Here is a 26,789-nt window from a genome sequence, read left to right on the forward strand (position 1 = left end):
AACAAAAAAAAAAATATAATTTATTCATGATACCAGATATGAATAAATTATAATTAAATAATTTTAAATCATTAAAAATAATTAATTCTCATGAAACTATTAACTTTTGATAATTCTCAAAATATGTTTTCTGTTGCTATAAAACATAAAAAAAAAATAAATTATATTTTAAAATATTCTTATAAAAGAAATAATTCTATTATTTTATTAATGATTGATAAAATATTATTTAGACAATCAATATTATTAAAAAATATTAATTATATAGCTTTTTCTAATGGACCAGGTTCATTTACAGGAATTAGAATGTCTATCATGCTTGCTCAAGGATTATCTTTTGGATTAAAAATTAAATTAATTGGAATATCTAATTTAAAAATTTTAGCTTATAAAGCAAGACAAATAATTTATAAAAAAAACTTTTTAATTATAATACAAGCAAATAAAAAAAATGTATATTGGGGAAAATATATTTATTATAAAAATAACTTAATTTTAAAAAATTCAGAAAAATTTATTTCAAAAAAAATAGCTTATAAAAAATTAAAAATTTTAAAAAAAAAATGGATTATAGTAAAAGATTTTAGTTCTGATTTGTTTAAAAAAATTAAAAAAAAAAATATAATTTTAGATATTAAAAATATAAATGCATTAGATATTATTCCTTTAGCTTTAGAATATATTCAACGAAAAAAAACAATAAAAAAAAATATAATTTATCCAAATTATTTAAATAATATAATAATAAAAAAATAAAATTTAAAAATTAACATATCCTAAATTTTTATTTAAAAAAACTTATTCTGGTAGTTTTACATTTAATTCTAATATTGATATATTATTATGTTTTTGACTTAATTCTACTGAAACAGATTTTTCATCAATATTAATATATTTACATATTACTTTTAATATTTCTTTTTTTAATTGAGGAAGATAATTTGGGTGAATATTATTTTTTCTTTGTTCAGCTACAATAATTTGTAATCTTTTTTTTGCTACAAAAGCAGTTTTTTTAGTACGAGATAAAAAAAAATCTAATAAAGTCATAATTACCGCCCAAATAAACGTTGAAAAAAATTTTTTTTATATTTTGTAAATCGAAACGGAATATTTTTTCCTAATAATCTTTTAACTACATCTTTATAAGATAAACCTGCATTTGAATAAGAATTTAATATAATAGGTATTCCTTTGTTTGATGCTTTTAAAATAGATTCATCTTCTGGAATTACACCTATTAAAGGAATTCTTAAAATATCTAATACATCTTGAACACTTAACATATCTCCTGCATAAACTTTTTCAGGAGAATATCTAGTTAATAACAAGTTTTCTTTAACTGGTTTTTTTTTATCTTTAGAACGTTTAGATTTTGATGAAAGTATACCTAAAATTCTATCAGAATCTCGTACTGAAGATATTTCAGGATTTGTTGTAATAATAGCTTCATCTGCAAAATATAATGCTAATAACGCGCCTCTTTCTATTCCTGCTGGAGAATCACAAATAATAAAATCAAAATTCATTTTTTTTAATTTTTTAAATACTAAATTTACTCCTTCATAAGTTAAAGATTCTTTATCTTTTGTTTGAGAAGCTGGAAGAATAAATAAATTTTTAGTATATTTATCTTTAATTAAAGTTTGATTTACTGTTGCTTCTCCTTGAATTATATTTATAAAATCATATACTACTCTACGTTCACATCCCATTATTAAATCTAAATTTCTTAAACCTACATCAAAATCAATTACAACAGTTTTTTTTCCAAATTGAGCTAAACCAGTTGAAATTGATGCACTAGATGTAGTTTTTCCAACTCCTCCTTTTCCAGATGTAATTACAATAATACGAGTCATTTTTTAATTTCCTTTACAAATAAAATATTAATATAAATTATAATTTTTTAATTTTAACTATTCCATTTTTTAAATATATTTGTGCAGATTTATTTAAAATATTTTTAGGAATAGAATCCATAAGACAATATTCTCCAGAAATAGATAATAATTCAGAAAATAAATGTGTGCTAAAAATTTTTCTAGTAAAATCACCATGAGCTCCTGCTAAAGCTCTACCATTTAATTTTCCATATACATGAATATTTCCATCTGCGATAATTTCTGAACCTTCATTAACATTATTGGTAATTATTAAATCTGATTTTCTTGCATAAATTGTTTGTCCGGAACGTATAGTATTTTTATAAAAAATACTTTTATAAATTTTTTTTATTGATTTATTTTTTTTTTTTTGAATTAAATTATTATTATTTGAAAAAATTGGAAATCCAGAATTAATTATTTTTCTTTTTAAATTTTCATTTTTACATTCACTAATTCCTAAAATAAAAAAATTATTTTTAAGAATTATTTTTTTTATTTTTTTCCAATTGGAACTATCTGGAAATAAAGATAAATTTATAATAATTGGTGCATTTTGAAAAAAAAAAGGAGATTCTTTAATTTTTTTTTTTAATGCATAATTAATTAATTCTATTTTATTACTTTTTAAATAAAGAACTAAAGTTGTAAAAACACTTCCTTGAAATTTAATTGGCATATTTTTTTTAAATTAATATTTTAAATATTTTTTTATCATGATACTTTAAATTTTATTTAATAACAAAATTTTAATATTTTTCTATATTAATAGAAATTAATTAAAATTTTTTAGTAATATAAATTTTTATTTATTTTTACAAAATTTTTATAAAAGATATACTAATGTTTTATTTAAATGAAAAAAATTTTAAAAGGAGATTATTTTTTTGAAATTAAACTCTGTTAGTAAATTATTATTAAATTTTAAAAATTATTTTTTAAAAAAAAAAGTTTTATTTTCTGGAAATATACAAGATTCATTACCTGAAATTTTAAAAACAAAAAATAGTGGAATTCACATTCAAAAATATAATTTTTTAAAATATATAAAAAATATTACAAAAAAAAAAATATTTATTAATTTTTTAATGAAAAAAAAAATAATTAAAAATTATAATACAATTATTTATTTTTTTTCAAAAAATAAAAAAGAATCATATTTTCAATTAAAAAATATAATATCTATTGTTAAAAAAGAAACAAGTATTTTTTTGGTAGGAGAAAATAAAAGCGGAATTAATAGTTTTATTAAATTTTTTAAAAAAGAAATTTTATTTAAAAAATTAAGTTATGGAAAAAAATGTGTAATTTATTTAACAATTTTAAAAAATAATGTTTCATTTAATTTAAAAAATTTTTATAAAATACATTATTGGAAAAAAATTCCAATTAAATTTTTACCAGGAGTTTTTGGATATAAAAAAATTGATAAGGGAAGTAAACTATTAGTTTCAACTTTTTATAGTAAATTAATATCTAATAAAAAAATTCTTGATATGGGTTCTGGATCTGGTTTTTTATCAATAGTTATTTTAAAATTAAATGAAAATAATAAAATAACTCTTTCCGATAGTTGTTTAAAATCTATTAAATGTTGTAAAGAAAATTTTAAATTAAATAAATTAAAAGGAGTTTTTAAAAAAAGTGATTTATATTCAAATATATATAAAAAATTTAATTTAATTATTTCTAATCCACCTGTCCATGACAATTTAAAAAAATCATTTAGTTTTCTTACAAAATTTATTTATAAATCTATTTTTTATTTAAAAAAAAATGGAGAATTAAGGTTAGTGATAAATAAATCTTTTTCATATTCAAAAAATATAAGAAATATTTTTAAAAAATTTAATATTTTAAAAGAAAATAAAAATTTTATAGTTTATCAAATATTTATAAAAAATTTAAAAGAGATTTTTTTAAATAAAATATACCCGAAGCGGGACTCGAACCCACAAAGTTATAAATAACCGAGGGATTTTAAGTCCCTTGTGTCTACCAATTTCACCATTCGGGCGTTTAAAAATTTAAAAATAATAAAAAAAAGGCGCACCTCGGAATCGAACCGAGCTATACGGATTTGCAATCCGCTGCATAATGCCAATCTGCCAATGCACCAAAAAATAATAAAATTTTTTAAAAAATTCTATAATACATATTTATACAATAAATAACATAAATATGTCAACATATCTTTTTAAAAATATATTTTTTTTAAAATTTTTTAATAAATATATTTTTTAAAATATAAAATATATTTATTAAAAAATAAACTTTACATTACTAGTAATATTATATTATTATAATTTAAAATTAAATTTTCAATATAAAAAATAAAAAATTGTAATTTTTTTTAAAATAAAATAATAAAAATTTTAATAATTATTTTTTAAATTTAAAAATTTGGAGGGATGGCCGAGTGGTTTAAGGCAGCGGTCTTGAAAACCGCCGATGAGAAATTATCCGAGAGTTCGAATCCCTCTCCCTCCAAAAAACATTCTTCTTATTTTTTAAATTTTTTATAAAAACAAAAAATAAATTTATCTTATTTAATAAAATATTTTATCTTTATTTTTTTTTATTTTACACCTTCTATAAAAATTTCAACTCTTCTATCTGGAGATAAACATAATCTTAAAAATTTTTTATTTGTTTGTTTGTTACATAAATTTTTTGTAATAGATTTTAAATTTGTATTATCTTTAATTACTATTTGTTTAGAAAAAATTCCATTATTTTGAAGATATTTTGAAATAGCATTCATTCTTAATAAAGAAAACATTTGATTTTTATTATATTTTTCAGATTTATCACAATGACCTTGAATAAAAACTTTAATTTTTTTTAAAGAATTTTTTTTAATAGAATTAATTAATTTATTTAAAACATTTTTTTCATTATGAGTTAATTTAAAACTTTTATTAGGAAATGTAATTAATTGATTAAATTTAAAAACTTTTGGACTAAAAAAATTTAAAGAAAATATTTTTTTTGAAGATTTTGGTAAAATATTTTTAAAACTCCATAAAAAATTTATATTTATAGAATTTAAATCATTATGTTGAATATTTTGTTTAGATAATAAATGCATTTTTCTTTCAAATTCAATTCTTGTAAATAAATTTTTCTTTATTTGAAATTGAAAACCTGCGCTTATTAATGGAGATACATTTTGAGCTAAAAAGTTTTGCGGATTTTTTTTATAATTATGATATAAATTTTTATTAATATCTAAAGATGCTCCTGCTCGACTATAAAAATAAATTTTATTAGTTATAGGAATTGAAAATTTTGCTGTAAATTCTAAATTTTGTTGTGGATAAAAAATAAATTTTTTTTTAAAAGAACTAGCGTAATCATAACTTCTTTTAAATAATAAATTTTTTTTTAATTCATCTTTATTAATTGGTAATGGATTTTTTGGTGTTTTTACTCTTTCTACTGGATATAATTGATCTACTAATGGATTTTTTCTTTTTGCTTGCATTTCTTTAATTTGTTCTTCTCTTGATTTTTCTTTAGTTACATTTTCTACATATAAACCATAAGAATTTTTATTTGTTTCATCTGAATTTAAAAAATTCACTTTTGCAGGGAAATTCTTAAAAGTATTATTATAAGATAATTCAATTGAAAAATATGGATTATATTGATAACCTATGCAAAATCCAAATAATGATGTTTTCCAAAAATCTTTATAAGAATCACTTACATTTAATAAATCAATTAAAGTTGGATTATTAGGTTGAACAAAAGAACCTTTAGTTCCAATATAAAAAGAATCTACATGAGGTTTTATTTTTGCTTCTGCTGTTGAAATACAACTACCTAATAATAAAGAAAGAAATATTGTTTTATTTTTCATTAAATACTCCATTTTTTAAAATTAAAATAATAGTTAAAAATTATTTTATATATAATATATTAAATTTTTTAACAAATATTTTAAAAAATTTTTTAAATAAAAATATACAAAATAAAAAATATTAAAAATATTTTTAAAATTTATTTTTTAAAATTTACACAATAGATTTTTATTTAATAAAATTATTTTAATATTTTTTATTTTTTAAAAATATATTCTTTTAAATATTATAAAATAAATATTAAAATAATAAAAGAATAAATAAATATCTTTAAAAAATACTTTTAAAAAATTTTTTATAAAATTAAATTTTTTTATTATTATTAAAATAATATAAAATAAAAAATAGATTAAGATAAATATTGCATATTAAATAATAAAATAGTATTTTATAAAAATAAATAAAAAATATACTTTTTTATATATTTTCATATTATAATTAAATAAAAATAATTATTTATATAGATATTTTTTTATATTTATAAAAATAAAAAATATTTATTATGAAAATAAATATTTTAAAAATTATTATAACACTTTAAATAGGTTTAAAAAAAATGAATAATTCAATTACAAATAATTCTATTTTAAATGCTATTAATTACAATAAAAACATTTATAAAAACAATTTAAAAAAAACAACATCAGAAAATAATTTACAAGCAAATTTTTTAAAAATTTTATTAAATAAAATAGATAACAAAAATATTACAAAAAATTCTTTTAAAAATGAATTGGGATCTAATTTAAATAATTTTAAAAACGTAAAAAAAATATATGATGAAGAATACGATGTTCAATTTTCTCCAATCTATCAAGATTCTGCAGATTATTCTTCTTTAGTAAATAGAAAAGTTTTAATTGAAACTTCTGAATTATTTTTAACTAATCCAATTATAGTTGGAGCAAAGTTTCCTAAAGATATTCAAAATGTAAGAATAGTTATTTCAGACGATAATAGAAATATTATTTTCTCAAAAGACTTAGGTCCTTCTCCTGCAGGAGAAAATGTATATAATATTGATAGAAATGAAATAGATAGTAAATATTATAATACTGATTCTCGTTTTCCTTCTGTATATAACTTTGCAATAGTTGCAAAAAATCAATTTGAAATTGTTCCAGCAACACGATTAAGTTGTGCTGTTGTGAAAAATGTTATACAAACTAGAAATAATGTATTACTTGATCTTGGATCATTAGGATGTCATCCATTTACAAGTGTTGTTAAAATACTTTAAAAAATTTTATTTTTGTATAATTTATAAAAAATTTTAATATATATTTAAAAATATAAATTTAATAAAAAATATTTATTAAAATAAATTTTTTTCAAAATCACATAAAAAAATAACCTATTTTCATTTAAAAAAATAAATATTATAGGTTATTTTTTAAAAAATTTTTTTAAAAAAAAATTAATATAAAAAAATAAATCTTTTATTTTTTATATAGTTTATAAAACTTTCAAAAAAAAATAATTAACGAATTAAAATAATATTTTTTATTTAATAAATAAATTATTTAAGGTCTATTTATGTTAAATTTTTTTTTATTTATAATAAAAAATATATTTTTTTTTAATATTATATTTTGTTATAATCCATTTTTTTTTACTTCTAATAAATTAATTTTAAATTTAATATATAATAATAATAAAAACTTATACATAAAAAAAAAAAATTATTATAAAAAATTTAATAATAAAAATAATTTTGAATCATTTTTTGAACATTCTAATCATTCTATAAAAGTTGGAGATTTGATTACTGTTATTTTAAACGAAAATATTCAAGAAAAAAATATAAATAAAACAAAAAAAAAAAAAAATAAAAAAAAATTAAAAAAAAAATCATTTAATTTAAAAAATATTAATATATTTAATAAAAATTTATTATTTAAAAAAAAAAATTATTATAAAAAATTCAAACAAGACTTTTATTCTCATAAACTTAAATTTCAAAACACAATTACAGTTATTGTAAAACATGTTTTAAAAAATGGATTATTAAAAGTATTTGGAAAAAAAATAATTTTCTTAAATAATAAAAATCAATTTATTAAATTTTCAGGAATAATTAATCCTTTAGATGTCAATAAAAAAAATGTTATAAATTCTAATAAAGTAATAAATATAAAAATTAAATTTTTTTGCAATAAAAAATTAAAATTATGTAAAAAAAAATTTTTTAAAAAAAATTTTTTATAAATTTTTAAACAAAATAAAAAATTTAATAAAAATATTTATTTTAATTAAATATTTTTTAAATATAAATGTTAAGGATTAATATGATAAAAAATTTTTTTTTAAAAATATTTTTATTTATTTTAATTTATTCTATATATTCAAATTCTTATGCATATCAAATAAAAGATTTAATAAAAGTAAGAAAAATGAATGTTCAATTAATAGGATATGGAATTGTTATTGGATTAAATGGAACAGGAGATCAATGTTTTCAATCTCCTTATACAAAAGAAAGTCTAGATAATATATTAAAAAAGTTAAATATAAAAATATCTAGTAATATAAATTATAATACTCAAAATACTGCTATTGTAATAGTTACAGCAGATGTTCCATCTTTTACTAATATAGGAGATAAAATAAATGTATGTGTTTCATCAATAGGATCTGCTAAAAATTTAAAAGGAGGCATACTTCTTACAACTCCTTTAAGAGGATTAGATAAAAGAATATATGCATTTGCTCAAGGACATTTATCTTCATATTATTTTAATAAAAATAAAAAAAATTATTTACATTTTGAACAATTTAATAAAGGAAAAATAATAAAAGGAGCAACAATAAAAAAAAAAATAAGAAATTTTTTTAAAACAAAATTTTATATATTAAAATTAAAAAAAAATACATTATTTACTTCTAAAAAAATTAGTGATTTAATTAATAAAAAATATCCTAATATATCTCATTCGATTGATGATAATACAATACAAATAAACTATAATTTTAATGGAAGATTAAATATGAAAATTTTTAATTCTATTAGAGAAATAAAATTATTTCCTAAATTAGGATATAAAATTTTTATAAATTTAGATAATAAAATTATAAAATTTAACAATAATTTAAATATTTCTACAAACAAAATTTTTAACAAAAAAATTTTGTTTAATGTATATAAAAAATATAAAAAAAAGTTTTTTTTAAATAATAAAAAATATTTTAATAAAGTTTTATATCATAAAGCAAAAAAATATGATAAATTTAAAAATATTATATATAAATTTCAAAATTTAGGAATTATAAAAAAAGAATTAATAAAAGTTTTAAAATTTTTTAAAAAAATGCAATTTATTAATTGTAATTTAAAAATTATTAAAAAAAAATAATAAATTTTTAAATATTAAAATAAATTAAATATAATTTAATTAAAAATATTAAAATTATTTTTTAATTTCTTGATTAGTATATAACTTTTGTCTGCACATTTCTAATAAACCAAATTTAGATATTTTTCCAATTTTAATTTTAGAAAGTTCTTTTCTAGATAATTTTTTTAAAAAATTTTCAATTTTTTTAATATTTTCTTTTTTAGACATATTAATAAAATCTATAATTATAATTCCACCTAGATCACGAATTCTTAATTGTTTCAAAATTTCAAATAAAGATTCAAAATTTGTATGAAAAGCTGTTTCTTCAAAATTAGCTCCTTTTTTAGAACGTGATGAATTAACATCAATTACAATTAATGCTTCTGTTGAATCAATTGTTAAAGATCCACCAGATAAAAGATTAATTTTTTTTTTATACATATTTGAAATCTGAGAACTTATTTTATAATAATCAAAAATTTTTAAATTGTTTTTAAAAATTTTAAATTTTTTTAATATTTTGTTTTCTTTAAAAAGAGATAACAATTTTTTAATTTTATAAAATAAATGTTTATTGTTAATGATAATTTTATTTAAATCATAATTTATACAATAATTTATTATAAATATTTCAATATTTTTTTTTTGATAAATTTTTATTGGATATTTATTTTTTTTTTTTTGTATTTCTGTAATTTTCCAATTTTTTATTTGAATATTACAATCTATTTGAATATCATTAATTTCTTTTTTTTCTGCAGAAGTTCGTAATATAATTCCCATATTTTTAGGAATTTTTAATTTTAAAATTATTTTTTTTAAACGTATTCGGTGCTTTCCTACAATTTTTTTAGAAATTTTTTTTATACTAGGTTTATAAAGAAGAAGTATTGAATAAATTCCAAAAAAATTAATAAATGTCGTTAATAACGCACATTTTTTTTTTGTTTTTTCTTTTAAAATTTGAACTACAACAGTTTTTTTTATATTTTTTTGAAATATATTTTTAAAAGGTAAAAACCCATTTTTTTTTTCTCCATAATCTATAAATACAACTTCTAAACTACTTTCTATATTTTTAATATTTCCAATATAAATATCATTTTTTTTATCTAAAAAATAATTTTTTTTAAAAAAATTATTTAAATTTTTATTATTTATAATAGCAATTTCTATATTTTTTTTAGAAATGTTAATTAACATTTTATTCATAAAATATAAACTCTTTTTTGTTATTATAATAAATTTTTTTTAATTAAACATCAATATAAATCTTTTAACATTAATTTTCAAAAAATTTATTTTTAAAAGAAATAAGGTATTTTTATGAATTTTAAAAGAACTAAAGTATCATTTGAAAAAGTAAATATAATATCTAAAAAACAAAGAATTGATAATTTCCTTATAAAAAAATTCAAAAAAGTTCCAAAAAATAAAATATATAGTATAATAAGAAAAGGTAGAATAAGAATTAATAAAAAAAGAGTTCAAGCAAAATATAAATTAAAAATTGGTGATTTAATAAGAATACCCCCTTTAAATATTTATAATTTTAAAAGAAAAATTAAAATAAATAATATTCAAAAAAAAATGTTAAATAATATTTTATATGAAGATAATATAATTTTAATAATAAATAAACCATCTGGATTATCTGTGCATGGAGGTAGTGGAATAGATTATGGAATTATAGAAAGTTTAAGAATTTTAAGACCATTAGAAAAATATCTTGAATTAATTCATCGTATAGATCGATACACGTCTGGAATATTAATGATTGCTAAAAAAAAATCTGCATTAATTTATTTTCATAAACAATTATATAAAAAAAATATTAAAAAAAAATATCTTGCTTTAGTTCATGGAAGATGTTTATTTAAAAAAAAAATTGTTGATACTCCTTTACTTATAAAAAATATTGTTAAAAAAAAAAAAATGGTTACTATTAATAGTATAGGAAAATCTTCTAAAACAGTTTTTAAAAAAATTAAGAGAAATAATTTATATAGTTTAATATCTGCTAAACCAATTACAGGACGGACGCATCAAATAAGAGTTCATTCTAAATTTTTAGGACACCCAATACTTTTTGATAACAGGTATGGAAATAATAAATTAGATAAATTATTTAAACAAAAAGAAATTAAAAAAAATCTTCTTTTACATGCAAAAAAAATTACTTTTTTTCATCCTATACTTAAAAAAAATATAATTATCAAAGCACCTTTAGAAAAGAATTTTAAAAAAATTATAAAATTTCTATTTTAAAATTTTTTTAAAAAATTACTACTTGAATAATTTTATTATTTATTATATATAATAATTATAAATTATTTATAATTTAAATAGGAAAAAAATGGCTGTTCAAAAAAGCAAACCAACTAGATCTAAAAGAGGAATGAGAAGATCTCATGATTCATTAAATAAATTTATAAATTTAATTTCAATTGATCCAAAATCAAAAGAAAAACATATAAGACATCATATGACAAAAAAAGGATATTATAAAGGACAAAAAATTATTTAAAAAAAAATAAATGGTTTAAAAAATGTTAAAATTTGCAATGATTTTTCCAGGACATGGAACACATCACATTCATATAATAAAAAAAATTTATAAAAATTATCCTGTAATAAAAAATACATTTGAAAAAGCTTCAGAATATTTAAAATATAATATTTGGAAAAAAATTTCTAATAAAGAATTAAAAAATAATAAACTTTCACAAATTGAAATTTTAATTACTTCAATTTCAATATTTAAATTATGGAAAAAAATTATTGGAATTCATCCAAAAATAATGACTGGTCATAGTTTAGGTCAATATTCTGCATATGCATGCAGCAAAGTTTTAAAATTATCTGATGTAATAAAAATCGTTCAGTACAGAGAGAAAATTATGAAAAATAATAAAGGTTGTATGACTGCTATTATTGGATTAAAAAAAAAAATTTTTTAAAAATATGTAAAAAATTATTAAGAAAAAAAAAAATTTCTCTTGCTTGTATAAATTCTAATACTCAAATAATTATTACAGGTAACAAAAAAAATATTAAAAAAGCATCAAAAAAATGTAAAAAATTTGGCGCTAAACATATTATAAAATTACCTATTAATACTATCTCTCATTGTTCATCTATGAAGAATATAAGAAATTTATTATTTAAAAAATGTCAAAAAATTTCTTTTAAAAAACCAAAATATTTAATTGTAGATAGTGCAAAAATTAAATTTATAAAAAATTCGATAAAAATGAAAAATTATTTAATTAATCAATTAACCCAAACAATAAATTGGGAAAAAACTATTAATTTAATAATATCAAAAAATATTCATTATTTTATAGAAGTTAGTACATCTAATATTTTAAATAAATTAAATCATAATAAAAAAAATTATATACCTATATACTTAAACAAAATATTCAATTTAAAATAAATAAAATTATTATAATGAAAAAAATTCATGTTTTAATTACCGGAGCTGGAAGCGGAATAGGTAAATCTATTTTAAAAAAATTTTTAAAAAAAAAGTATTATATTATAGGTACTTCTAAAAATCCATCTAAAATTAAAAAAATTAAAAATCTCTTAAAAAAAAATGGAACAAGTATTTTTTTAAATGTTAATAAAATAAATTCAATAAATTTATTTTTAACAAAAATACAAAAAAAATTTAAAAAAATTGATATATTAATAAATAATATTGGAACATCTTCTGATAATTTAATTACTAATATATCAAAAAAAAATTGGAACAAAATAATAAATATAAATCTAAATTCAGTATTTTATATTTCAAGAAAAATTATTAAAAATATGATTAAAAATCGTTATGGAAGAATTATAAATATAGGATCTGTTTCAGGACATATAGGTAATGCAGGACAAACAAACTACTCTGCATCAAAATCTGCTTTAATTGGATTTACTAAATCGTTATCTTTAGAAGTAGCAAGAATTGGAATTACAGTTAATTTAATTTCTCCTGGATTCATTCAAACAAAAATGTTAAAAAAACTTACATCTTCTCAATTAAATAAATGTTTGAAAAAAATTCCAATGAAAAAATTTGGAAAACCAAAAGATATTTCTAACATGGTAAAATTTTTATCTTCAAAAAAATCATCATATATAACAGGCCAAACATTTCATATTAATGGAGGAATTTGTTTTTTATAAAAAATAAAATATTTATATAAAATATCAGGAAATTTTATGAATTTAAAAAAAAAAGTAAAAAAAATTATTTTTAATTGTTTATCTTGTAAAAAAAAAATTAAAAGTAAAGATTCTTTCAAAAATGATTTAAATGCAGATTCTTTAGATATGATTGAAATAATTATGTCTATAGAAGAAAATTTTTCAATTGATATTTCAGATAAAGAATCTTCAAAAATTAGCACCATAAAATCTTTAATTCATTTAATAAAAAAAAAAATACATTAAAAAAAATTATTTTTTTATATTCCATGAAATACAATAAACTTTATTGTCAAAATAAAAAATACATAAATATTATGTTAATATTAAATATAAATAAATTTTTATAAAAAATTTTTAAATAAAAAATTTCCATGAAAAAAAATAAATTTATTGTAGTTGAAGGAATGGAAGGTGCTGGAAAAACTACCGCTTGTCAAACAATAAAAAAAATACTTTTATTAAAAATGATTAAAAATGTAATCATAGTAAGACAACCTGGTAGTACATTTATTTCTGAAAAAATTAGATCATTAATTACATCTGAACATAAAAAAGAAAAATTAAATAAATATTCTGAATTATTATTATTATATTCTGCTCGTTTTCAACTTTTAAAAAATGTTATACAACCCCAACTTAAAAAAGGAAACTGGATAATTTCAGATCGACATAATTTATCTTCTATTGCTTATCAAGGAGGACAAGGAATTAAAAATTCTTTAATATATGATTTAATAAAAATTACAAATAAATTTGCTAAACCTGATTTAACAATTTTTTTTGATATAAAACAAGAAATTGGTCTAAATCGTATTATTTTACGTTCAAAATTAGATAGAATAGAAAAAAAATCTTCTATTTTTTTTTCAAAAGTAAGAAAAAATTATTTAAAATATATATCTTTAAATTCTAAAAAAATAATTATTAATGCAAATCTAGACCTAAAAATGGTAAATAATCATTTAAAAAAAAAATTAAATAATTGGTTAAAAAATTCTCAATGAAAATATATCCATGGCTAAAAAATATATATAAAATTATTATTAACCAATATTTAAAAAAAAAATTACATCATGCAATTATAATTCGATCAAATATAAAAATTGGATCAAAAAAATTAATTTATTTATTATGTAAAAAAATTTTATGTAAAAATTCTTATACTTTATATAGTTGCAATAATTGTAAAAATTGTCAATTAATTAGTTCTAAAAATTATCCAGATTTACATATTATCATTCCAGAATCTAATAAAAAAAATATTGGTGTAGATATTATTTTAAAATGTATAAAAAAAATTCAAAACACATCAAAATTTGGAAAAAAAACAATTGTTTGGATTAAAAAAATTAATTTATTAACAGAATCTTCAATAAATTCTTTGTTAAGAATATTAGAAGATCCACCATTAAATACAATATTTTTTTTAGATTATTATAATTCTTTTGAATTAAAAAAAACTCTTAAAAGCCGATGTATAATATATAATATTTATCCTCCTTCAGAAAAAAATGGAATATTTTGGTTAAAAAAAAAATTAAAAAATAATAATAAAAATTTTTATACTGCAATTCGTTTATCAGAAAATTCACCTATTTTAGCTAAAAAAATACTAGAAAGCAATTTATGGAACGAAAGAAAAATTTTTTTTAAAAAAATAAAAAAATCAATAAAAAAAAAAAATTTTTTAAGATTAATAAAGTTTTTTAAAATAAACAAATCAAAAAAAATTTATTGGATATGTTCTTTAATACTTGACACAATTAAATATTGTTATAATAAAAATTCCAAATTAACTAATCTTGATCAAAAAAAATTAATAAAAATATTTAAAAAAAAAAATACTCTTAAAAATTTATATCTTATGATAAACATATGGAACAAATGTTTTTTTTATATAAAAAATATACAAAATATAAATAAAAATTTTATTTTTTTAGAACCATTAATAAAAATGGAAAAATTTTTTAATTTTTTATAACAATGTATCCTAAATTTAGGAGAAATACATGTTTTTAATAGACTCACATTGTCATCTTGATAAATTAAATTCACAAAAATTATCTGATGTAATTAAAAAATCAAATTTAAAAAAAGTTAAAATTATATTATCAGTAGCTACATCAATTAAAAATTTTAAAAAAATAAAAAAACTATTAAAAAATGTTAAATATAAAATTTTTTATTCATGTGGAATCCATCCATTATATATAAAAAAAAAAAAAAATATTTTCAAAAAATTATATAAATATTCTAAATATAAAAAAGTTATTGCTATAGGAGAAACAGGTTTAGATTATTTTCATAAAAAAAATAATATATCAGAACAAAAAAAATTTTTTTATGAACATATTAATGTAAGTAAAAAACTTAAAAAACCATTAATTATTCATTCTAGAAATTCTGGAAAAGACATTATTGAAATATTAAAAAAAAACAAATCGAAAAATCTTAAAGGAGTATTACATTCTTTTAATGATAGTTTAGAAATTGCACTAAAATTATTAGAAATGGGTTTTTATATTTCTATTTCTGGAATGATTACTTTTAAAAATTCTCCTTTAATTCGTTCGATAATTAAACACATACCTTTAAATAGATTACTTTTAGAAACTGATTCTCCTTATTTAACACCTGTTCCTTATAGAGGAAAAGAAAATCAACCTTCTTATATATACTATATTGCTAAATATATTTCTAATTTAATTAAAATAGATATAGAAGAATTAAGTTATATTACAAAAAAAAATTTTTTTAAATTATTTCAATTAAATAAATAAAAAAAATAATTTTATTTTTTATTATAGTGCTATCTATCCTATTTATAATAGAGGAAAATATGTTTCAAAATATGTTTGCCAGTCTTCAAAAAGTTGGTAAATCTTTAATGTTACCTGTATCAGTATTACCTATTGCAGGAATTTTATTAGGAATAGGATCTGCAAATTTTTGTTTTATTCCTCATTTTATTTCTAGAATTATGTCAGAAACAGGCGGATCTATTTTTTATAATATGCCTTTAATTTTTTCTATTGGAGTTGCTTTAGGTTTTACAAAAAATGATGGAGTTGCAGCGTTGGCAGCAGTAGTATCTTATAATATTATGGTTAAAACATCTGATTTAATGTTACCATTTTTTTCTCAACATTCTTTATTTCTTTCACATAATTCTATAAATAATATAAATGATACAGGAATTTTAGGAGGAATATTATCTGGAACAGTATCAGCATATTTATTTAATAAATTTCATAAAATTCAGTTACCAGAATATTTAGGATTTTTTTCAGGAAAAAGATTTATTCCTATTATATCTGGTTTATCTTCTATAATTTTAGGATTAATATTATCTTTTATATGGCCTCCTATAGGATATATTATACAAAAATTTTCAATTTGGTCAGCATATCAAAATCCAATTATTGCTTTTGGAATTTATGGATTAGTTGAAAGAGCTTTAGTTCCATTTGGTTTACATCATATATGGAATGTTCCTTTTCAAATGCAAATAGGAGAATATGTAAATAATACAGGGCAAATTTTTCATGGAGATATTGCAAGATATATGGCTGGTGATTCTAGTGCAGGAAAATTAGCAGGAGGTTTTATTTTTAAAATGTACGGATTACCAGGAGCAGCATTAGCAATTTGGCATGCTTCTAAAAAAGAAAATAAAATAAAAGTAGGTGGAATAATGATTTCTGCTGCTTTAACTGCGTTTTTAACAGGAATTACTGAACCTATTGAATTTTCTTTTCTTTTTATATCTCCTATTTTATATTGTATACATTCTCTATTAGCAGGATTATCTTTTTCAATATGTATCTTTTTAAACATGAAAGCAGGTACAAGTTTTTCTCATGGATTAGTTGATTTTATTCTTTTAAGTGGTCATAGTAATAAATTATGGTTATTTCCAATTGTTGGAATTATTTATGCATTTTTATATTATATTATTTTTTATACTTTTATAATAAAATATAATTTAAAAACTATTGGTAGAGAAAAAAATATATTAAAAAGTTCTAATAATAATATTAAAAAGAAAATTCCAAAAATTGTAAAATATTTAGGTGGAAAAAAAAATATTTCTAGTATTGATGCATGTATTACTAGATTACGAGTAACAGTTTATAATTCTTCTTTAGTAAATTCTAAAAAATTAAAATCTCTTGGAGCATCAGGAATTTTTATTTCTGGATTAGGAATTCAAATTGTTTTTGGAACAAAATCTGATAATATTAAAACATTAATAGATAATTATATAAAATAAATTAATATTAAAACAATTTTTAACATATAAAAAATACAAAAAATATATTTTTTTTTAAAATATAAGGTATTTATGAATATAAACAACATATTTCAAAAAATTATAAAAAAAAAAATTCCATCAGAAATTGTTTATCAAAATAAAAAAATTACTGCATTTAAGGATATTTCTCCTAAAGCTCCAATTCATATTCTAATTGTTCCAAATAAATTTATTAAAAATTTAAATTATATTAATAAAAAAAATATATGTATATTAAGCGAAATGTTATATACATCAATTAAAATTGCAAAAAAAAAAAAAATTCATAAATCAGGATATAGAATTATTATTAATTGTAATAAAAATGGTTGTCAAAAAATCCCATATCTTCATATACATTTAATTGGAGGAAAAAAACTTAATAACTTTTAAAAAAAAACTAGTTTGTAAGAAAAAAATTTCTTACAAACTATAAATATTTATTTATAAAAAAATTTTATAAAATTTATTTATATTTTATTATTTTAAATTTGTATTTATAATACACAAATATTTAAAAAAATAAAAAATTAAATTAAAAATTTTTAACTTAAAAAGTATAAGTCATTCCTGTACCAATAGAATTACTAATGTTATCAAAATAATTTTCTAATTTAATAGGAACAGAGTTTTCATTATCATTTTTTAATAAACTACATTTATAATGAACGTTAAAAATAAAATTTGTTCCAAAATTATATGTTAATATAAAATTAAAATGATGATTTAAAATTTTGTTTTTAGAATATTTATTATAATCTCCATTAATAATTTCTTTTCCAAAATTTTTTACATATCCAACAGAAGCATGCATTCCATTATTAAAATCATATCTTCCAGCAACTTCAATGCCATCTAAATTTTTATATTGAGTATGATATCTTGTAAAATTATGTTCAATATTTCTTGTATGACAATAAAATCCTGAAATAATAGATCTATTAAAAGAATAACAACATCCTACACCATATGATTTTATCCAATCATATTTTTTTTTATTAAAATTATGATTTTCATCATATGGATTGATTTCTGTAGTTCCAATAATTTGAAATCCACAATTATTTTTATAATGTAATGCAGCTCCCCAAGAATCATTATATTTTTTTGTTATACGAGATTCTAAGTTTCTACAATAATTATGATGTTGTAATATTAAATTAAATCCCTTTAAATAACCTAAAACATCTTTATTAGTATAAGTTACTACATCATCTGTACGACCAAGTAAAAAATTATCATCTCTATGAAACATAATATTTTCAGTATTATCAAAAAATTTATTAGTAAATTTTTTAGAATAATGAATTATTCCATAATTTCTTCCATAATCAATACTTCCCCATTTTCCAAAATCTAATCCTACATAAGATAAACTAATATTGTTTTTATTAAAACTATTTGCAAGACCTTCATTAAATTCAGAAGAAAATTTAGGATGATATTCAATATGCATATATCCTGATACATATTTATTAATATAAGTTTGATTATAAAAACCAATTCTTAAATTTGTATAATTTCCTAATGAATGAAAAGAAAAAGGTTTATAACTATAATAATAAAAATAAAGTGGATTTATTTCTCCATAAAAATTTATTTTTTGTCCATTTTTATTATATATTTCTTTTGCATCAATAGAACTAGAGGCTAAAAATAAAGGAATTAACATAGCTAAAGAATTTCGATTCATCATAATAATTATATTACCTTATTAAAAACAATATATAAAATTTAAAATTAATTCATACATTTACAAATGTAAAATTTTTATGATATTAATTTTTTAAAAATATTTTTTTAAAAAATAAGTATTTTATAAAAAATTTCAATAAAAATAATTTTTTAAAAAAATATTAAAAATTTGCATTATTTATAGTTCGTGGAAAAGGAATTACATCTTTAATATTTTTTATTCCTGTAAGATACATAATGAATCTTTCTAAACCTAATCCAAAACCAGAATGAGGAACTGTTCCATAAAATCTTAAATCTCTATACCATTTGTAATCTTTTATATTCAATTTTAATTCTGATATTCTTTGATCTAAATATTTTATTCTTTCTTCTCTTTGAGATCCTCCTATAATTTCACCAATTCCTGGAAATAAAATATCTAAAGCAGCAACTGTTTTTTTATCATCGTTTATTCTCATATAAAACGGTTTTAATGTTTTTGGATAATTTATAATAATAAGAGGAGATTTAAAATATTTGTCTACTAAAAACTTTTCATGATCTGAATTTATGTCATTTCCATAAATAATTTTATTAGGAAAAATTTTATTTTGTTTATTTAAAATATTTATCGCTTTTTTATAATCAATTTGAATAATATCTGATTTTAAAAAATTTTTAAGTCTTTTTATCACAGTAGAATTAATATTTTCTTTTAAGAATAATAAATCATCTTTATTTTTTTTTAAAACAAGTTTTATAACATATTTTAACATTTTTTTAATGATTTCAATAATTCCAAACATATCTTTAAAAGCAACTTCTACTTCTAACATCCAAAATTCAGATAAATGACGAGTAGTATTAGAATTCTCAGCTCTAAATATAGGACCAAAAGTATAAACTTTAGATAAAGCACAAGCATATGATTCAATAGATAATTGACCAGAGACAGTTAAATATACATCTTTTCCAAAAAATTTTTTTTGTTGAATATCTAAATTATCTTTATTTTTTTTAAAATTTGATATTTTAAACATATCTCCTGCGCCTTCTGCATTTAAAGAAGTAATTATTGGTGAAGAAACCCAATGATAATTATTTTTATAAAAAAATTTATTAAAATAATAAAAAACATTACTTCTTATTCTAGAAATTACTCCTATAATATTCGTTCTTGCTCTTAAATGAGCATGTTTACGTAAATGTTCCATAGTATGTTTTTTAGAAGACATAGGATAAGAATTCGAATTATAAACATATCCTATTACTTTACATTTAAATACCTGAACTTCAAACATTTTTTTATTTTTTAATGCATGAACTAATTTACCTTGAATAGAAATAGAACATCCAGGAATAATTTGAGAAAAATTATCTTGAAAATTTATAATAGAATTGTTAAAAATTAATTGTAAAGAATGAATACATGAACCATCATAAATATCAACAAAAAATAAATGAGATTTAGACATTCTTTTATTTTTTACCCATCCTTGAATTTTAACAATAGAAGACACTTTAACAATATTATTAACAATATTTTTTATTAATATTGTTTTCATAAACTTTCCTTAATTAAAATTATCTTAATTAAACTTATTTTATATGAATATATAATTTATTTAAAAAATTATTTTTAATAACATTATATATTAAAATTTTTGTTTTTTAAATAAACCAATCTAAGTAAAAATATACAATTTTTTAAAAAATATAAAAAAATTTTTTTTAATAAAATATATTTTAAAAAACTTTTTTTTTTATATAACACATTTTAGAACAAAAAGATTTATATAATTTTGAACAAAAAATACATTGTATAAAAAGAAGATTACATTTTTCATTCATACAATTTACATAATGATCAGATTTTTTTCGACATTGATAACAAGTAGATAAAATATCTTTTGAAATAGTTTCTTTTAATCTAAAATCAAATACGAAATTTTTTCCTAAAAATCGAATAGGATTATTATTTTTTATACAATCATTTACATAACCAATAATTCCTCCATAAATTTGATATACTTTTTTATATCCATTTTCATTCATTAAAAAAGCAGTTTTTTCACACCTAATTCCTCCAGTACAGTAAAGAACTATTTTATTTTTTTTATATAGATTTGCATTATAACAAATATTTTTTAATTGATTTTTAAATGTTGATGAATTTAATGAAATTGCTTTTTTAAAATGACCAATTTTATATTCATAATTATTTCTTACATCTATAAAAATTACTTTTTCATTGTCTAAAAAATTATTAACTTGTTTAGAATTTAAATATTTTTTTTTATATTTATTTTTTAAAAAATTTATTTTTATTTTATCTGAAACAAGATTTTTTTTAATTTTTACTTTTAATTTAAAGAATGATTGTCTAGTATTATCTATTCCAATATTAAAATAAACGTTTTTTAAATTTATATCTAATTTATTTATTTTATTTTTCATAATATTAAAAAATTTCTTTAAAATGCTACCTTGAACATTAATTCCTTCATAAGAAATATAAATTCTTCCAAAAATTTTTAATTTCTTACATAAATTTTCAATTTTATTTTTTATTTTTATTAAATTTTTAATATAAAAATATTTATAAAAAGAAAAATTTATTCTAATATAATCATTAACATTTTTTTTTTTAAAATTTTTATCATGAATAAAATTTACTATATTAGGCATTTTTTTTCCATAATTTTTAATAAAATATAAATAAAAAAAAAATTAAAAAATTTTATGTATATAAAAATATATTAATTATTTAATAATTATAAAAATTTTAATAATTTTTTATAATCATTTAAATTATTTAATGTATTTTGTAAAATTTTTAATTTTTTTAATTCTCTATGTACAATTTTTTTTGGAGCATTTTCTAAAAATTTTTTATTGGAAATAATTTTTTTACTAATTTTTTTTTTAATTTGATATTTTTTTATTTTTTTTAATAATTTAACCCATTCATATTTTTTATTTATAATACCTTTTATAGGAATTAATAATTCAGATTCATCAATATGTCTAATAACAGAAGTTTTTAAAAAATGATTATATTTTTTTGAAAAAATATGAATCTCTTTAATAAACATAATTTTTTTTATAAAATTTTTGTATTTTTTAAAAAAAATTAATTTTTCATTATTAAAATTTTTTAAAAATAAAAAAATTTTTTTATTATATTTTATTTTAAAAAATTTTCTTATAGATCTTATTTCAATAAAAATTCTTTTAAATATTTTCATATTTTTTATAGAATATAAATCTATATATTTTTCATCATATTTAGGAAATTTTTTATTAACAATACTTTTACAAAAATCTTTAAATTTTAAAGATTGAATTTTTTTCCAAATATATTCTGTAATAAAAGGAATTATTGGGTGAGATAATTTTAATATTATATCTAAAACATATATTAAAATTTTTTTAGAAGAATTTTTTTCTTCTAAAGTACCTTTTTTAATAATAATTTTCGACATTTCTAGATACCAATCACAAAAATTATTCCATACAAAATCATGAATTAAATTTGCTACAAAATCAAATCTATACTTTTTTATAGAAATTATATAATTTTTAATTAAAATATTTAATTCTGATATAATCCATTTATCTAAAAATGATAATTTATTTTTTAATAATTTATCTGTATTTTTAAAATTTTTTACAAATTTTAAAACAAAACGACTAGCATGCCATAATTTATTACAAAAATTACGATACCCTTGCAGACGATTCATATCCCAAGAAATATTTCTAGAATTGTTAGAAAGTGCAGCACAAGTAAATCTCAGAGAATCTGCTCCAAATCCTTTAATTCCATTTGGAAAATTTTTTGTGATTTTTATACAAATATTATTATATTTATTACAATTTTTATCAATATCTTTGGTTTTAAAAGAAATTAATTTTTCTAAACTAATTCCATCAATTAAATCAATTGGATTTACTATATTTCCTTTTGATTTAGACATTTTATTTCCTTTTTCATCCCGAATTAAACCAGTAATATATATTTTTTTAAAAGGAATATTAGATTTTTTAGAATCATTTTTAACAATATGCATTGTTAACATAATCATTCGTGCTATCCAAAAAAATATTATATCAAATCCACTAACAATTACATTAGTAGGATGAAAAATTTGTAATTCATATGTTTTTTTAGGCCATCCTAAAGTTAAAAAAGTCCATAAACTTGAAGAAAACCATGTATCTAAAACATTATTATCTTGTTTTAAAAAAAAATTTTCATGTAAATTATATTTTTTTCGTACATCAATAATATTTTTTCCTACATAAATTTTATTTTTATTATCATACCATACAGGAATTTTATGTCCCCACAATAATTGTCTAGAGATACACCAATCTTGTATATTATTCATCCAAGACAAATACATATTTTTATATTTTTTTGGAAAAAATAAAATTTCTTTATTTTGAACTGCAAAAATAGCTTTTTTGGCTAAATAAGAAGTTTTTAAAAACCATTGATTTGTTAACATTGGTTCAATAATAGTATTACTTCTATCTCCAAAAGGAATCATAGAATTTATATATTCTTTTTTAATTAAAAAATTATCTTTTTTTAAAAATTTTATGATTGTTTTTCTTGCGGATAATCGATTTAATTTTTGAAATATTAATGGAATATTCGTACTATAAAAATTATCTTTATTTCCTTTATGATCATAAATTTTTAATTTTTTTTTAATTGTTCCATTTTTAGAAAATATTTTAATCATATGTAAAGAATGCTTAATACCTATTTTATAATCAATAAAATCATGAGCTGGTGTAATTTTTACACATCCTGTACCTTTTTTTATATCAATATCATTATCAAGTATTATAGGTATTATTCTATTAATAATAGGAACTAAAACTTTCCATCCTATACATTTAGTATATCTTTTATCTTTAGGATTTATCGCAATTGCAGAATCTCCTAATATTGTTTCAGGTCTTGTAGTAGCGATTACTATATAATTTTTTCCATTTAATACATGAGTTTTTTTAATAAAAAAATATTTTATATACCACATTATACTATTTATATTTTTATTTTTTACTTCTAAATCTGAAATAACAGTTTTTAAATGCATATCCCAATTTACAATAGTTTTTTTTTTATAAATTAATCCTTGATTATATAAAATTAAAAATACTTTTTTTACACCTTTAGAAACATCAGGATCTAAAGTAAATTTTTCACGAGTCCAATCTATTGAATTACCTAAACGTTTCATTTGATAAAATATTTTTTTTTTATATTTTAATACCCATTTCCATGTTTTTTTAATAAAATAATCTTTTGTATAATCTTGTCTTATTTTTCCTGTTTTTTTAAAAATATTTTTTTCTACTAATAATTGAGTAGAAATTCCAGCATGATCTGTTCCAACTTGCCATAAAGTATTTTTTCCTTTCATTCTATTAAAACGTATTAAAATATCCATTATAGTTTGTTGAAATGCATGACCCATATGTAAAATTCCAGTAACATTTGGAGGAGGCATAATAATACAAAAAGATTTTTTATTAGATTTTTTTTTAGAAATTTCAAAATATTTCTTTTTTTCCCAAAATTTGTATAATTTTTCTTCAATTAACTTAGGATTATAATTTTTTTTCATATTTTTTTTATATATCAATTGTATAAATAATTTTTTCAATATAAAATTGAAATTAAGTGAAATATATCTTTTAATAATATAAATTATTTATTAAATAATATACATTTTTTTTAATCATTTTTTTTTAAGAAATTTAAAAAATATTGACACAACAATGTTACAGGTTTACCTGTTGCCCCTTTTTTATCTCCAGTATTCCAAGCAGTACCTGCAATATCTAAATGAGCCCATTTATATTTTTTTGCAAAATAAGATAAAAAATAAGAAGCTACACTTGCACCAGAATTTTTTCCTCCAATATTAGATAAATCAGCAAAATTAGATTTTAAATATTTTTTATATATTTTAAAATTTGGCAAATTCCAAACTTTATCATCAACTTTCTTAGAAGCTTTATTTAAATCTTTTGATAAAGTTTTATTGTTTGTAAATAATCCGCTTGCTGCATTTCCTAAAATAGATACACAAGATCCAGTTAAAGTAGCTATATCGATCACAAGTTTTGGATTAAATCTTTCAACATATGTTAAAATATCACATAAAATTAATCTTCCTTCTGCATCAGTATTTAATATTTCTACTGTTTTTCCAGACATTGTTTTAATAATATCTCCTGGTCTAAATGCTTTATTTCCAGGCATATTTTCACATGCTGAAATAATTCCTATAACTTTTATCGGAAGATTTAATTTAGCAATACAATCTATTGTTCCTAAAACAGATGCTGATCCACACATATCATATTTCATTTCATCCATTAAATATGATGATTTTATTGATATTCCTCCAGAATCAAAAGTTACACCTTTTCCAACTAAAACAAAAGGTTTCTTATTAATTGTATTTTTATTTTTATTATAATAAATAATAGACATATAAGCTTTATAAAAAGAACCTTTAGAAACAGATAAAAAAGCATTCATACCTAATTTTTTAATATCATTTTCATTCAAAATTTTTATTTTTATAGTATTTTTATATCTATTTTGTAATTTTACAGAACAATAACTTAAATATTTAGGATTACAAATATTAGGAGGAGTATTACTAATATCTTTTGCTAAATTTATTCCTTGTGAAATAGCTAAACTATGTTTAATAGATTTTTCTAAAAAATTTAAATTTTTTTTATTATCAACTTTAACAAATATTTTTTTTATTTTATATAATTTTTTATTTTTTGAACTTTTATATTTATTAAAAGAATAAAAAATATTTTTTATTATATTAACAAAATTTCTACCTCTCCAATATGTTGTATTTAAAGATTTATTAAAATCTACAAAATTAATATAAATATTTTTAAAATAACTTTGTTTTAAAAATAAAAAAATTTTTTCTATAATTTTAGAAAAAAGATTATTAGAAAAATATTTTTTTTTTCCACAATTAATCAATAAAATAGAATCATAAGAAGATTTTAAAGAATTATGAAACAATAAAATTTTTCCAAATTTTTCTTTTAGATTACTTTTTTGTAATAATTTTTTTATATTTTTTATTTCATCTACATTTAAAAAATGTAATAAATTTTCTAAATTTTTATCTGAATATATTCCAAAAACTAAACAATTATTTTTATATATTTTACTAGAATGTATATAAGGTGTAATTTTCATTAATATAATATTCCTATTTTTTTATATATTATAAATATATAATATAATTATTATTATTTTTAATATATTATTTTTTAAAAATATTTTCAAAAATATGTTTTTTAAACTTTTCAATGTTACAATTATATTATAAAATAATTTTTTTATTATATTTCTTATATATAAAATTTAAAAATTAAAATATATATTTTAATATTAACTATATTAAAAATTAAAATATTAAAAAAAAACAAATTTATTCAATTATATTTATTTTAT

At 17.2% G+C, this 26,789-nt stretch carries 26 protein-coding genes and 3 tRNA genes; 17 read left to right on the plus strand and 12 right to left on the minus strand.

The annotated features are described in order from the left end of the window. The first annotated feature begins 90 nt into the window (after nt 1–90). Nucleotides 91–756, plus strand: coding sequence for a tRNA (adenosine(37)-N6)-threonylcarbamoyltransferase complex dimerization subunit type 1 TsaB (gene tsaB / locus AB4W45_RS01175; protein WP_367671038.1), 666 nt, complete (start codon nt 91–93; stop codon nt 754–756). Between the two features lie 42 nt (nt 757–798). Here tsaB and minE read toward each other — a convergent pair whose 3' ends face one another. From minE to minC, 3 genes are read right to left on the minus strand one after another with little or no spacing between them, the layout of a single operon-like run. Beyond that, nucleotides 799–1,050: a cell division topological specificity factor MinE gene (gene minE / locus AB4W45_RS01180; RefSeq protein ID WP_367671039.1), complete on the minus strand. Its 252-nt coding sequence runs from the start codon at nt 1,048–1,050 to the stop codon at nt 799–801. A gap of 2 nt (nt 1,051–1,052) precedes the next feature. Then, nucleotides 1,053–1,862 carry a septum site-determining protein MinD gene (minD, locus tag AB4W45_RS01185; RefSeq protein ID WP_367671040.1) on the minus strand — a complete coding sequence of 270 codons (810 nt, stop codon included), beginning with the start codon at nt 1,860–1,862 and terminating at the stop codon, nt 1,053–1,055. A gap of 37 nt (nt 1,863–1,899) precedes the next feature. Then, a complete protein-coding gene (gene minC, locus AB4W45_RS01190; RefSeq protein ID WP_367671041.1) occupies nt 1,900–2,565 on the minus strand; it encodes a septum site-determining protein MinC in 666 nt (221 codons plus the stop codon). A gap of 208 nt (nt 2,566–2,773) precedes the next feature. Between minC and AB4W45_RS01195 the strand changes: the two genes are divergently transcribed. Beyond that, nucleotides 2,774–3,856, plus strand: coding sequence for a methyltransferase (locus AB4W45_RS01195; protein WP_367671042.1), 1,083 nt, complete (start codon nt 2,774–2,776; stop codon nt 3,854–3,856). Here AB4W45_RS01195 and AB4W45_RS01200 read toward each other — a convergent pair. Next, nucleotides 3,818–3,903, minus strand: a tRNA-Leu gene (locus tag AB4W45_RS01200). The genes AB4W45_RS01195 and AB4W45_RS01200 overlap by 39 nt on opposite strands. A gap of 28 nt (nt 3,904–3,931) precedes the next feature. Beyond that, nucleotides 3,932–4,004, minus strand: a tRNA-Cys gene (locus AB4W45_RS01205). 287 nt (nt 4,005–4,291) lie between these two features. On the opposite strand from AB4W45_RS01205, the gene AB4W45_RS01210 reads away from it, so the two are divergent. Beyond that, nucleotides 4,292–4,376 (plus strand) — tRNA-Ser (locus tag AB4W45_RS01210). An 88-nt stretch (nt 4,377–4,464) separates the two neighbouring features. On the opposite strand, the gene AB4W45_RS01215 is transcribed toward AB4W45_RS01210, so the two are convergent. Beyond that, nucleotides 4,465–5,751, minus strand: coding sequence for an OmpA family protein (locus AB4W45_RS01215; RefSeq protein WP_367671043.1), 1,287 nt, complete (start codon nt 5,749–5,751; stop codon nt 4,465–4,467). A 557-nt stretch (nt 5,752–6,308) separates the two neighbouring features. Here AB4W45_RS01215 and AB4W45_RS01220 point away from each other — a divergent pair. The 3 genes from AB4W45_RS01220 (at nt 6,309) to AB4W45_RS01230 (ending at nt 9,105) form a co-directional block, all read left to right on the plus strand. After that, complete coding sequence (locus tag AB4W45_RS01220) at nt 6,309–6,992, plus strand: flagellar hook assembly protein FlgD (protein WP_367671044.1); 684 nt, start codon at nt 6,309–6,311, stop codon at nt 6,990–6,992. Nucleotides 6,993–7,288: 296 nt separating this feature from the next. Then, nucleotides 7,289–7,960, plus strand: coding sequence for a flagellar basal body L-ring protein FlgH (locus AB4W45_RS01225; protein ID WP_367671045.1), 672 nt, complete (start codon nt 7,289–7,291; stop codon nt 7,958–7,960). Nucleotides 7,961–8,040: 80 nt separating this feature from the next. Next, nucleotides 8,041–9,105, plus strand: coding sequence for a flagellar basal body P-ring protein FlgI (locus AB4W45_RS01230; RefSeq protein WP_367671046.1), 1,065 nt, complete (start codon nt 8,041–8,043; stop codon nt 9,103–9,105). Nucleotides 9,106–9,159: 54 nt separating this feature from the next. On the opposite strand, the gene AB4W45_RS01235 is transcribed toward AB4W45_RS01230, so the two are convergent. Then, a complete protein-coding gene (locus AB4W45_RS01235; RefSeq protein ID WP_367671047.1) occupies nt 9,160–10,302 on the minus strand; it encodes a ribonuclease E/G in 1,143 nt (380 codons plus the stop codon). Nucleotides 10,303–10,416: 114 nt separating this feature from the next. Here AB4W45_RS01235 and AB4W45_RS01240 point away from each other — a divergent pair, with 114 nt between their 5' ends. The 11 genes from AB4W45_RS01240 to AB4W45_RS01290 all read left to right on the plus strand — a co-directional run bounded on the left by AB4W45_RS01240 (nt 10,417) and on the right by AB4W45_RS01290 (nt 17,983). Next, nucleotides 10,417–11,358 carry an RluA family pseudouridine synthase gene (locus AB4W45_RS01240; RefSeq protein WP_367671048.1) on the plus strand — a complete coding sequence of 314 codons (942 nt, stop codon included), beginning with the start codon at nt 10,417–10,419 and terminating at the stop codon, nt 11,356–11,358. Between the two features lie 88 nt (nt 11,359–11,446). Next, nucleotides 11,447–11,617 carry a 50S ribosomal protein L32 gene (rpmF, locus tag AB4W45_RS01245; protein ID WP_367671049.1) on the plus strand — a complete coding sequence of 57 codons (171 nt, stop codon included), beginning with the start codon at nt 11,447–11,449 and terminating at the stop codon, nt 11,615–11,617. A gap of 22 nt (nt 11,618–11,639) precedes the next feature. After that, nucleotides 11,640–12,050, plus strand: a complete 411-nt coding sequence (locus tag AB4W45_RS01250; RefSeq protein ID WP_367671050.1) for an ACP S-malonyltransferase — start codon at nt 11,640–11,642, stop codon at nt 12,048–12,050. Further along, nucleotides 12,008–12,529 carry a hypothetical protein gene (locus tag AB4W45_RS01255; RefSeq protein ID WP_367671051.1) on the plus strand — a complete coding sequence of 174 codons (522 nt, stop codon included), beginning with the start codon at nt 12,008–12,010 and terminating at the stop codon, nt 12,527–12,529. The genes AB4W45_RS01250 and AB4W45_RS01255 overlap by 43 nt, the downstream gene beginning before the upstream one ends. A gap of 14 nt (nt 12,530–12,543) precedes the next feature. Next, nucleotides 12,544–13,272, plus strand: coding sequence for a 3-oxoacyl-ACP reductase FabG (fabG, locus tag AB4W45_RS01260; protein WP_367671052.1), 729 nt, complete (start codon nt 12,544–12,546; stop codon nt 13,270–13,272). Between the two features lie 36 nt (nt 13,273–13,308). After that, nucleotides 13,309–13,539: an acyl carrier protein gene (gene acpP / locus AB4W45_RS01265; RefSeq protein ID WP_367671053.1), complete on the plus strand. Its 231-nt coding sequence runs from the start codon at nt 13,309–13,311 to the stop codon at nt 13,537–13,539. A gap of 128 nt (nt 13,540–13,667) precedes the next feature. Then, nucleotides 13,668–14,300 carry a dTMP kinase gene (gene tmk, locus AB4W45_RS01270; RefSeq protein WP_367671054.1) on the plus strand — a complete coding sequence of 211 codons (633 nt, stop codon included), beginning with the start codon at nt 13,668–13,670 and terminating at the stop codon, nt 14,298–14,300. Next, complete coding sequence (locus AB4W45_RS01275; protein ID WP_367671055.1) at nt 14,297–15,277, plus strand: DNA polymerase III subunit delta' C-terminal domain-containing protein; 981 nt, start codon at nt 14,297–14,299, stop codon at nt 15,275–15,277. Before tmk ends, AB4W45_RS01275 begins: the two co-directional genes overlap by 4 nt. Nucleotides 15,278–15,305: 28 nt before the next feature. Further along, complete coding sequence (locus AB4W45_RS01280) at nt 15,306–16,076, plus strand: TatD family hydrolase (protein WP_367671056.1); 771 nt, start codon at nt 15,306–15,308, stop codon at nt 16,074–16,076. A gap of 59 nt (nt 16,077–16,135) precedes the next feature. After that, a complete protein-coding gene (gene ptsG, locus AB4W45_RS01285) occupies nt 16,136–17,569 on the plus strand; it encodes a PTS glucose transporter subunit IIBC (RefSeq protein WP_367671057.1) in 1,434 nt (477 codons plus the stop codon). A gap of 72 nt (nt 17,570–17,641) precedes the next feature. Beyond that, nucleotides 17,642–17,983 (plus strand): HIT domain-containing protein, encoded by a 342-nt coding sequence (locus AB4W45_RS01290; protein ID WP_367671058.1) that lies wholly within the window; start codon nt 17,642–17,644, stop codon nt 17,981–17,983. 157 nt (nt 17,984–18,140) lie between these two features. Here the strand turns inward: AB4W45_RS01290 and AB4W45_RS01295 are convergent, their stop codons facing one another. The 5 genes from AB4W45_RS01295 to AB4W45_RS01315 form a co-directional block, all read right to left on the minus strand. Beyond that, nucleotides 18,141–19,286 carry a porin gene (locus AB4W45_RS01295; RefSeq protein ID WP_367671059.1) on the minus strand — a complete coding sequence of 382 codons (1,146 nt, stop codon included), beginning with the start codon at nt 19,284–19,286 and terminating at the stop codon, nt 18,141–18,143. Between the two features lie 160 nt (nt 19,287–19,446). Beyond that, on the minus strand, nt 19,447–20,832 hold the full coding sequence (gene asnS, locus AB4W45_RS01300) for an asparagine--tRNA ligase (RefSeq protein ID WP_367671060.1): 1,386 nt from the start codon (nt 20,830–20,832) through the stop codon (nt 19,447–19,449). 181 nt (nt 20,833–21,013) lie between these two features. Continuing rightward, a complete protein-coding gene (locus AB4W45_RS01305; RefSeq protein WP_367671061.1) occupies nt 21,014–21,955 on the minus strand; it encodes a rhodanese-related sulfurtransferase in 942 nt (313 codons plus the stop codon). Between the two features lie 86 nt (nt 21,956–22,041). After that, entirely contained in the window at nt 22,042–24,912 is a 2,871-nt protein-coding gene (locus AB4W45_RS01310; RefSeq protein WP_367671062.1) for a valine--tRNA ligase, read from the minus strand. A gap of 110 nt (nt 24,913–25,022) precedes the next feature. Next, complete coding sequence (locus tag AB4W45_RS01315; RefSeq protein ID WP_367671063.1) at nt 25,023–26,531, minus strand: leucyl aminopeptidase; 1,509 nt, start codon at nt 26,529–26,531, stop codon at nt 25,023–25,025. Nucleotides 26,532–26,789 lie beyond the last annotated feature (258 nt).

It is taken from the genome of Buchnera aphidicola (Periphyllus testudinaceus), from assembly GCF_964059035.1.
Taxonomy (GTDB): domain Bacteria; phylum Pseudomonadota; class Gammaproteobacteria; order Enterobacterales; family Enterobacteriaceae; genus Buchnera_J; species Buchnera_J aphidicola_BN.

Bases quoted from the DNA above. Each gene is read 5' to 3' on its own strand.
- tsaB (WP_367671038.1), top strand. From the start codon at position 91: ATGAAACTATTAACTTTTGATAATTCTCAAAATATGTTTTCTGTTGCT.
- minE (WP_367671039.1), bottom strand. From the start codon at position 1,050: ATGACTTTATTAGATTTTTTTTTATCTCGTACTAAAAAAACTGCTTTT.
- minD (WP_367671040.1), bottom strand. From the start codon at position 1,862: ATGACTCGTATTATTGTAATTACATCTGGAAAAGGAGGAGTTGGAAAA.
- minC (WP_367671041.1), bottom strand. From the start codon at position 2,565: ATGCCAATTAAATTTCAAGGAAGTGTTTTTACAACTTTAGTTCTTTAT.
- AB4W45_RS01215 (WP_367671043.1), bottom strand. From the start codon at position 5,751: ATGAAAAATAAAACAATATTTCTTTCTTTATTATTAGGTAGTTGTATT.
- AB4W45_RS01220 (WP_367671044.1), top strand. From the start codon at position 6,309: ATGAATAATTCAATTACAAATAATTCTATTTTAAATGCTATTAATTAC.
- AB4W45_RS01225 (WP_367671045.1), top strand. From the start codon at position 7,289: ATGTTAAATTTTTTTTTATTTATAATAAAAAATATATTTTTTTTTAAT.
- AB4W45_RS01230 (WP_367671046.1), top strand. From the start codon at position 8,041: ATGATAAAAAATTTTTTTTTAAAAATATTTTTATTTATTTTAATTTAT.
- AB4W45_RS01235 (WP_367671047.1), bottom strand. From the start codon at position 10,302: ATGAATAAAATGTTAATTAACATTTCTAAAAAAAATATAGAAATTGCT.
- AB4W45_RS01240 (WP_367671048.1), top strand. From the start codon at position 10,417: ATGAATTTTAAAAGAACTAAAGTATCATTTGAAAAAGTAAATATAATA.
- rpmF (WP_367671049.1), top strand. From the start codon at position 11,447: ATGGCTGTTCAAAAAAGCAAACCAACTAGATCTAAAAGAGGAATGAGA.
- AB4W45_RS01250 (WP_367671050.1), top strand. From the start codon at position 11,640: ATGTTAAAATTTGCAATGATTTTTCCAGGACATGGAACACATCACATT.
- fabG (WP_367671052.1), top strand. From the start codon at position 12,544: ATGAAAAAAATTCATGTTTTAATTACCGGAGCTGGAAGCGGAATAGGT.
- acpP (WP_367671053.1), top strand. From the start codon at position 13,309: ATGAATTTAAAAAAAAAAGTAAAAAAAATTATTTTTAATTGTTTATCT.
- tmk (WP_367671054.1), top strand. From the start codon at position 13,668: ATGAAAAAAAATAAATTTATTGTAGTTGAAGGAATGGAAGGTGCTGGA.
- AB4W45_RS01275 (WP_367671055.1), top strand. From the start codon at position 14,297: ATGAAAATATATCCATGGCTAAAAAATATATATAAAATTATTATTAAC.
- AB4W45_RS01280 (WP_367671056.1), top strand. From the start codon at position 15,306: ATGTTTTTAATAGACTCACATTGTCATCTTGATAAATTAAATTCACAA.
- ptsG (WP_367671057.1), top strand. From the start codon at position 16,136: ATGTTTCAAAATATGTTTGCCAGTCTTCAAAAAGTTGGTAAATCTTTA.
- AB4W45_RS01290 (WP_367671058.1), top strand. From the start codon at position 17,642: ATGAATATAAACAACATATTTCAAAAAATTATAAAAAAAAAAATTCCA.
- AB4W45_RS01295 (WP_367671059.1), bottom strand. From the start codon at position 19,286: ATGATGAATCGAAATTCTTTAGCTATGTTAATTCCTTTATTTTTAGCC.
- asnS (WP_367671060.1), bottom strand. From the start codon at position 20,832: ATGAAAACAATATTAATAAAAAATATTGTTAATAATATTGTTAAAGTG.
- AB4W45_RS01305 (WP_367671061.1), bottom strand. From the start codon at position 21,955: ATGCCTAATATAGTAAATTTTATTCATGATAAAAATTTTAAAAAAAAA.
- AB4W45_RS01310 (WP_367671062.1), bottom strand. From the start codon at position 24,912: ATGAAAAAAAATTATAATCCTAAGTTAATTGAAGAAAAATTATACAAA.
- AB4W45_RS01315 (WP_367671063.1), bottom strand. From the start codon at position 26,531: ATGAAAATTACACCTTATATACATTCTAGTAAAATATATAAAAATAAT.